Source organism: Nakamurella endophytica (genome assembly GCF_014646215.1).
GTDB lineage: Bacteria > Actinomycetota > Actinomycetes > Mycobacteriales > Nakamurellaceae > Nakamurella > Nakamurella endophytica.
Map to the genome: position 1 here is coordinate 110,005 of NZ_BMNA01000010.1, position 7,364 is coordinate 117,368.

The 7,364-nt window shown below is 72.3% G+C and carries 7 protein-coding genes; 4 read left to right on the plus strand and 3 right to left on the minus strand.

Annotation, left to right across the window (positions count from 1 at the left end; translation table 11 throughout):
• Nucleotides 1–4: 4 nt before the first annotated feature.
• Complete coding sequence (locus IEY37_RS17715; RefSeq protein WP_188943957.1) at nucleotides 5–1,600, minus strand: RNB domain-containing ribonuclease; 1,596 nt, start codon at nucleotides 1,598–1,600, stop codon at nucleotides 5–7.
• Nucleotides 1,601–1,831: 231 nt separating this feature from the next.
• Between IEY37_RS17715 and IEY37_RS17720 the strand changes: the two genes are divergently transcribed.
• From IEY37_RS17720 to IEY37_RS17730, 3 genes are all read left to right on the plus strand, one after another.
• Nucleotides 1,832–2,155 (plus strand): YciI family protein, encoded by a 324-nt coding sequence (locus IEY37_RS17720; protein ID WP_188943959.1) that lies wholly within the window; start codon nucleotides 1,832–1,834, stop codon nucleotides 2,153–2,155.
• Nucleotides 2,152–3,396 carry an RNA polymerase sigma factor gene (locus tag IEY37_RS17725; protein ID WP_229674595.1) on the plus strand — a complete coding sequence of 415 codons (1,245 nt, stop codon included), beginning with the start codon at nucleotides 2,152–2,154 and terminating at the stop codon, nucleotides 3,394–3,396. The genes IEY37_RS17720 and IEY37_RS17725 overlap by 4 nt, the downstream gene beginning before the upstream one ends.
• Before the next feature lie 929 nt (nucleotides 3,397–4,325).
• Nucleotides 4,326–4,664, plus strand: coding sequence for a hypothetical protein (locus tag IEY37_RS17730; RefSeq protein ID WP_188943961.1), 339 nt, complete (start codon nucleotides 4,326–4,328; stop codon nucleotides 4,662–4,664).
• Here the strand turns inward: IEY37_RS17730 and IEY37_RS17735 are convergent.
• Nucleotides 4,636–5,097 carry a hypothetical protein gene (locus tag IEY37_RS17735; RefSeq protein ID WP_188943962.1) on the minus strand — a complete coding sequence of 154 codons (462 nt, stop codon included), beginning with the start codon at nucleotides 5,095–5,097 and terminating at the stop codon, nucleotides 4,636–4,638. The two genes, IEY37_RS17730 and IEY37_RS17735, sit on opposite strands and share 29 nt — an antisense overlap.
• Before the next feature lie 230 nt (nucleotides 5,098–5,327).
• A complete protein-coding gene (locus tag IEY37_RS17740; protein ID WP_188943964.1) occupies nucleotides 5,328–6,506 on the minus strand; it encodes a tyrosine-type recombinase/integrase in 1,179 nt (392 codons plus the stop codon).
• Between the two features lie 146 nt (nucleotides 6,507–6,652).
• On the opposite strand from IEY37_RS17740, the gene IEY37_RS17745 reads away from it, so the two are divergent.
• Nucleotides 6,653–7,216, plus strand: coding sequence for a C40 family peptidase (locus tag IEY37_RS17745; protein WP_188943966.1), 564 nt, complete (start codon nucleotides 6,653–6,655; stop codon nucleotides 7,214–7,216).
• Nucleotides 7,217–7,364: the final 148 nt, after the last annotated feature.

Here is a 7,364-nt window from a genome sequence, read left to right on the forward strand (position 1 = left end):
CGCCTCAGGAAGCCGCGGCGCCGTCGCCCTGCTCCGGTCGTCCGGAGCGGACCGTCCGTGCCGTGCCGCCGGCCTCCGCCCCACCCGTGGCCGCGGCACCGGCGCCGGCACCGGCACCGGCACCGGCACCGGCCGGAATCCCACCGGCAGCTTCTGATCCGGCCGCACCGTCGGGACCTCCGGGCAGCGCCACGCGCAGCGCCTTGGCCTCGCCATCGATCTCCGTGAGCTCGACGACGACCTCGCTGCCCTCCACCAACCCGTCGGCGTCGGCCCTGGCCCGGACCGGCGGGTGGTCGAGCAGCACGGTGGCCCGCTTGCGCGGGTTCTCGAGCTGCACGACGGTGCCGGAGAACCGCTCACCGATGCGGCCGTCGAGCAGGAACGCCGTGACCGCCCAGGCGCAGGCCCGTTCCAGCTCGTTGGCGCGGTGGTCGGAGGACGCCATGATCGACGGCAGCTCGTCCAGTCCGTCGGTGACCCAGTCGGGCACCGTCGTCCCCGCGTGCAACGCCAGGCAGATCTCCGTCGCGTACCGGTCGGCCAGCCGCCGCAGCGGTGCGGTGACGTGCGCGTACGGAGCCCCCACACCGGCGTGTCCGGGTTCCGGCGGCGGGGCGCCGGTGAACGGTGTGTATCCCGCGCCGCGCAGCAGCCGCACCGCGTCCTCCAGCAGGGCGGCACCCTTGGGGTCCCCGGCGTCGACCGACTCGAGGAAGTCGCCGGGCGGCTGCCCGTCGGGCCAGCGGAACCCGAGCGCGGACGCCGACCGGCGCAACTCCCGGACCTCGCGCTCCCCGGGCGGCGGCAGCGTCCGCAGCAGCCCGACACCGCCCTGCAGCATGAGGGCGGCGGCGCAGACGCCGGTGAGCAGGCTGATCTCGGCGTTGGCGTCGCCGATCGGCGTGCGCGCGCGCAGCGCCAGCGTCCAGTGCCCGTCGTCGCGCACCACTTCCGCGTCGGGAAGATCCAGGTCGACCGCGTGCCGCGTCCGTGCCGACCGACGACGCAGGGCGCCGATCTCGGGCAGCAGCGCGATCGACGGGTGCAGCGCCCCGGCCGCCGCGTCGGCGTCGGCGCCGTCGTAGTCGAGCCGGGCCTGCGAACGGACCCGAGCCCGACCCAGCTCCACCGCGACCGGTTCGCCGGCGGCGTCGAGCTGGATCGTCCACAGCACGGACGGTCGGACCTGGTTCGGCAACAGGCTCGCCGCGCCTTCCGACAGCTCGCGTGGATGCAGCGGCGTCGACATGTCGGGGCTGTACAGCGTCTGGCCCCGGCGGTGCGACTCCGCATCGATGGCTCCGCCCGGGGCGACGAACGAGGCGACGTCCGCGATGGCGTAGTGGACCAGGTAGCCGTCGCCGACGCGCTCCAGGTGCATGGCCTGGTCGAGGTCCATCGCGCCGGGCGGGTCGATCGTGACCAAGGGGATGTCGGTGCGGTCGAGGTCCGGCATCGGTGGCCGGGCGGCCACCCGGCCGGCCTCCGCGACGACCTCCGGGGGGAAGTCGACAGGGACGCCCAGGTCGGCACGGACGCCCGCGAAGTCGATGGCGGCCGCGACCTCGGCTCCGGGGTACCACCGCGTGGCCGGCATCCGGACAGGGTAGGACCCGGACCTCCGGCGGCCGCGCCACCCGACGTCGGTCCGGCGCGGCGGACGGACCGGCGAGCGCCGCCGGACTGTTCCGGCCGGTCGGGCGCGCCGACACTGGACGGCAGTCTCCGGCCCCGCGCAGCTGTCCGATCGGGCCGACCCCGTTCGTCGGGACGATGACGGACGCCCAGCAGGACGTCCGGGGACACCCGACACAGAGGAGCGACCGCCATGCAGTACCTGCTGTCCGTGATCCACGAGGGCACCGATCTCGGCACCGAGGAGGAACTCGTGGCCGTGAGCGCGTTCAACCGGCGACTGCAGGCCGACGGCCACTGGGTCTTCGCCGGTGGGCTGGGCTTCCCGGACACCGCCACGGTCGTCGACAACCGCGACGGCCGGCCGGTCGTCACCGACGGACCGTTCGTCGAGACCAAGGAGTTCCTCGCCGGCTTCTGGGTCCTGGAGGCACCCGACCTCGACGTCGCACTCCGGCTGGCCACCGAGGCGTCACGGCACTGCAACCGCAAGATCGAGGTCCGCCCGTTCCTGTGAACGCGGACGACGTCGCCACCCCGGTGGCAGCGGCGATCGCCCGTGCCCACCGGGAGGAGTGGGCTCGGGTGATCGCCACGACGGCCAGGCGGTTCGGCGATCTCGACATCGCCGAGGACGCCGCAGCCGAGGCCTTCGCCGCGGCCGTCGAACGGTGGCCCGTCGACGGCGTGCCCGCGCGCCCCGGCGCATGGCTCACCACGACCGCCTCCCGCAAGGCGGTCGACCGGATCCGCCGTGACATCCGACGCGGCAGCAAGCACGAGGAGGCGGAGCGGTTGCGCGACGACAGCGCGCCCGGAGTCGACGGACCCGTCCAGGACGACCGCCTGCGGCTCGTCTTCGCCTGCTGCCACCCCGCGTTGGCGATGGAGGCCCGGGTGGCCCTCACGTTGCGGATGGTCGGCGGCCTGACGGTCCCCGAGATCGCCCGGGCGTTCCTGGTCCAGGACAGCGCCATGGCGCGGCGGATCACCCGGGCGAAGACGAAGATCGCGACGGCCGGCATCCCGTACCGGGTGCCGTCGGCGGCGGAACTCCCGGACCGCGTGTCCGGCGTGCTGGCCGTGCTCTTCCTCGTCTTCAACGAGGGCTACCTGGCCACCGGTCCCGACACGGACCCGGTCCGGCAGGACCTGACGGCCGAGGCCATCCGGCTGACCCGACTGCTCCGGGGCCTGCTGCCCGACAACGGCGAGGTGGCCGGGTTGCTCGCACTGATGCTGCTCATCGAGGCGCGCCGGGCGGCCCGCGTCTCGGCCGGCGGCGAGCTCGTCGCTCTGGGCGACCAGGACCGCACCGCCTGGGACGGCGCGCTGATCGAGGAGGGTCACGCCCTGGTGCGGGAGCGGCTGGCGACCGGCCGTCCGGCGGGCCGCTACCAGCTCCTGGCGGCGATCAACGCGGTGCACACCTCGGCGCCTCGGGCGGACACGACCGACTGGTGGCAGATCGTCGCGCTGTACGACCAGCTGGTGCGGCTCGACCCGTCCCCCGTGGTCGTGCTCAACAGGGCCGTGGCCGTCGCAGAGCTGGACGGTCCGGAGGTGGCCCTGGCGATCCTCGACCGCCTGCGCGACATCCTCGCCGGGTACCACGCCTATCACGCGACCAGGGCGGACCTGTTGCGACGGCTCGGCCGCGACCGCGACGCGCGCACCGCCTACGGCACGGCGATCGAACTGGCCGGCAACACCGCCGAGGTCGCGTACCTGGCCAGGCGTCGGGACCAGCTCGGGTAGCAGCCGCAGCCAGGCGAGGAATCGAACCAGCGGGTTACGATCGAACATGTGTTCGACCGTAGCGGGTGGGTATGACAGCGTCGTCCGATGGCGACGACGCCGACCTCGACGATCGTTACTTCCGGCCGATCGGTCCTCGCGGAGTGGTGGAGATCCGGCCGGAGCAGTGCCCGAACGGACACCTCCTGGTCCGCGACGTGCTCCTGGTCGCGGCGGCGCCGTGCACCTGCAGCGGCAGCCATCATCGACTGTGGCGTTGCTGGATCTGCGACGCGGTATGGGTCAGGCCCCCGTGCGCCCGGCATCCCGAGTGGGAGCACTGGAAGGGTCCCGATCGGGACGGCCCACGCCGGACCTGACCGACGGACCTGTCCGGCCGTCGCGACGCCGGCGGTGGCGATCGTCACCGTCCGTACCGAGCAGTCGGGATCGCCTTGCGCCGATCGTCGTACCGCTCCCCGACTGCCCTCGACGACTGTGACGGAACGCGACGAATCACATGTCGTTCCTCACTGTTCGCGGACGGCCCGGAAGGGTACAAATGCACCCGAGAGGCCCCGCCGGCCGACCCCCCGACAGACGCCGGCGGGGCCTTGTCCTGTTCGGCCGGCGCACCGGTCGGTGGTGCCGGACCACCGGGGTACCTCCCGAGGTCCCCCGCAGACCAGGCGGCGTGCAAGAGCACCCGTCGGGGTGTGCCGTGACCCGTCGGGGGCTGCAAGGGTCTCGTCTGTGACGTGGTCCAGCGGACTGCGACTCCGGGTCCGGCCGGTCCACCCCCGACGGAGCGGCCGGCCCCGTCGCACCGACGACCGCCGTCCGACAGCAGCGCACCCGACGGCGGCATGCCCCACGGTGTGCCGGACAGGTCGTCCGCCACCGGGCGCAGCAAGCATGACAAACCGGACACCACGGCGTAGAACGCTGCCATGACCACATTCCGGGCCCGGATCACCGTCGACCTCGACGTCGAGGACGACCGACGCCTCGTCCGGTCGATGGCCGAGCAGAGCGCGGCCCGCGGCCGGGCCGACGGTGCGCGGGCGCAGCTGGTCGAGCCCGCCCGCGCCGCGCGGCTGCTGCTCAGTTACCTCCTGACCTTCGGCCTGCTGCCGTCGCTCGCCGACCGCGGTGTCACGGGACAGGTCGTGGCGGTCGAGGTCGACCGGACGGACGCGACAGGCATGGATCGGTCGTCCGACGAGCAGACCCGCGGCGCACCGGAGCCGCCGGGCCGGCTCAACGGACCGTCAGCACGGCCGTGGTGAAGGAGCGTGTCCGCTCGGGCGTCCCGGAGGACGGGTACAGGCCAGCACTGATGAAGGCGGCCGACCGGTCGACCCCGCAGAGATCGAGGTGGTACTGGATGGTTGCGGGCCCGTCGTTGGGGTCGAGGTCGTCGACCGTCACGGTGCGCTCGTCGGACAGGATCGGCGCGCCCGTGTCCGGATCACGCCCGAGCACCCGCCGGACGTTTCCCGGCAGGACGAGCAGGAACGTCTGACGCGACGCCCGTCCGGCGCCCTTGGTGACGGTCACCACGAAGTCCACGACGGATCCCTGTTCGAGAGTCAGCGGCCCGTCGATCGACACCGTGAACAGCACTGGACCGGCGACCGCCGACGGCCGGCACGCCGCGATCCCGGCGAGGGAGGCCAAACCCGCCAGTGCACGGAGCGCGGACTTCAGCACGGCGGCCACGAGCCTCGCACCAGGCTGCCGACGGGCGGCCGGCGACGTCGTCCCACTGGTGCAGGATCCCACCGCCCGGCCGACGGCCGTCGATCGCGAGGCGTCCGCCGCCTGATCGGGGCCGACGCTCCGTCTCGGACGCGACGCGTGTACCGACCACGGGTCCTCCGGGTTGGGGTGGACGAGTCGGTCTGTAAGCCGGGCATTGTCCTGCCGATCTCTACGACCGGTCTGACCTGCTACGGAGCAACAACCCGTAGCCGCTGTTGGCTGTCAGTTGGCTGGACGGTCTCCCCGTCGGGACCAACAAGCGCCCACAGACGACCCTCAACCGCCACCCTGGCGCGGTCCTCATCGTCCTCCCAGAGATGGGCGTAGGTCTGCAGCGTCTCTGTGCTGTCCTTGTGACCCAGCCGATCCGCCACCGCCGTCACCGACAGTCCCGCCGCGATGAGCAGGCTGGCGTGGTGGTGACGCAGCATATGCAGCCCCGACCGTCCCGGCAGGCCCATCCCCTCGGTCGCCAGATTCCATGCTGTCGCCGCGGACGTACGCGCCAACGGCCCACCCTCGCGGCCCGTGAAGATGAGCCCTGACTGATGCGGTGGCACCTCTGCCATGTGCCGGCGCAGCATCCCCGCGGTCTGCTCGCCCACCGTCACCGTCCGGTCGGACCGCTCCGTCTTCGGCGGACCCCACTTCGGCTCCGTCGACACCAACTGCCGGTCGATGCGGATCCGCAGCAGACCGTCGGCGAACCGCAGCCGGTCGACGGTGAGGCCACGGAGCTCTCCCGACCGCATCCCCGTCGCCGCCCCCAGTAGCACCATGCCCCGGTACCGACGGCCGATCCGCTCCGCGATGGTATGAACCTGCGCCACCGACAGCGGCACGACCTTGTCCACCTCAAGCCTGGGCAGCTTCACCCCGCGGCACGGCGACTCGCGCAGCAGCCGGTCGAGAACGGCCGCCTTCATCATCGACGCCAGATACCCGTACGTGACGCTGACCGTCGCAGGCGCCAATGTGCGCGCCCAACCGGCAACGGCATCCTGGACGTGAGCCCGGGTGACGTCGGCCAAGCGCAGCTCACCCAGCGCCGGTCGGATGTGCAGCCGCCACCGGGTCTCCATCTGCTGTGTGGACGATGCCCGCTGGTGCAACTGCAACCCGATCCACCGGTCGCCGTACTCGCCGACGGTCATGCCGGTCGTCAGGACGTGCAGCCCGGCCCGCTGGTCGACGTCGATCTGCGCGAGGTGCGCCGTGGCCGCGTCGCGGGTGTCAAACGCCTTCGACCGGCGCTGCCCACCCTCATCCCAGCGGGCCAGCCACCGCTTGCCCTGGCCGTGACGCGCGGACTTGACTCGGCGGCCGTTGGCGCCGGGCTGCGTCCACAGATCAAGGATGTATGCCATCGGTCCCTATTGTCCCAGCTCTACGCCGTCTCCCGGATCACGCCGGCGCTCGCCGATGTCGATGATCCGGGCGCCCGCGTCTGGGTCGTGGCGGACCTTCTCTCTGCGCGCCCAGAAGCGAGCCCACTCTCGTTGCAACCACTCCCGTGCCCGGCGACTTCTGCCTCGTCCACGCCACCGGCCGACTCCGCGACCGCTGGATGGGCGCCCTCGTCCAGTGGGTCACCGACTCTCCCTGCGAGCACGCCGCTGTGTACGTCGGTCACGTCGATGGCTACGACAAGCCGCAGTGCGTGGAGGCCCGGCCCGGTGGCGCCGGGTTCATCGACGCCGACCACTACACCGGCCGCGCGTTGTGGTCCGGCGGCCGGCTCCCCGCCCACCTGATCCCGACCGACGCCCAGCGGCAGGCCATCGTCGCCGCGGCGCTGGCCAAGGTCGGCACGCCGTACGGCGTCCTCGACATCGTCGCCATCGGGCTGGCGCAGCGACGGCTTGGATCCCGCGTCGATGCACGCCGGGCGATCGCCGAGCAGCCGTGGTGGGTGCGTCGACTCATGCGCACCGACCGCTTGATCTGCAGCGAGTTGATCGATCTCGTTTATGAGGAGGCGGGGGTGCACCTGTTCACGGACGGGCGGCCGCATCAGCTCGTCGCGCCCTCCGATCTGTGGGTGTTGCTTGGATCCCCGATCGGTTGGTGGTCGTAGTGCCCTTCCCCGCCCGCGGCATGTCCATCCCGGTCAAGTGGGTCAAGTCGCTGCTCGCGAAGATCCGCCGCAAGAGGCGGATCTAGGTGTACTGCTCGGAGAGGTTGGTTGAGCGGGTGTGATGACACGATCTGATTGATCTTGTTCG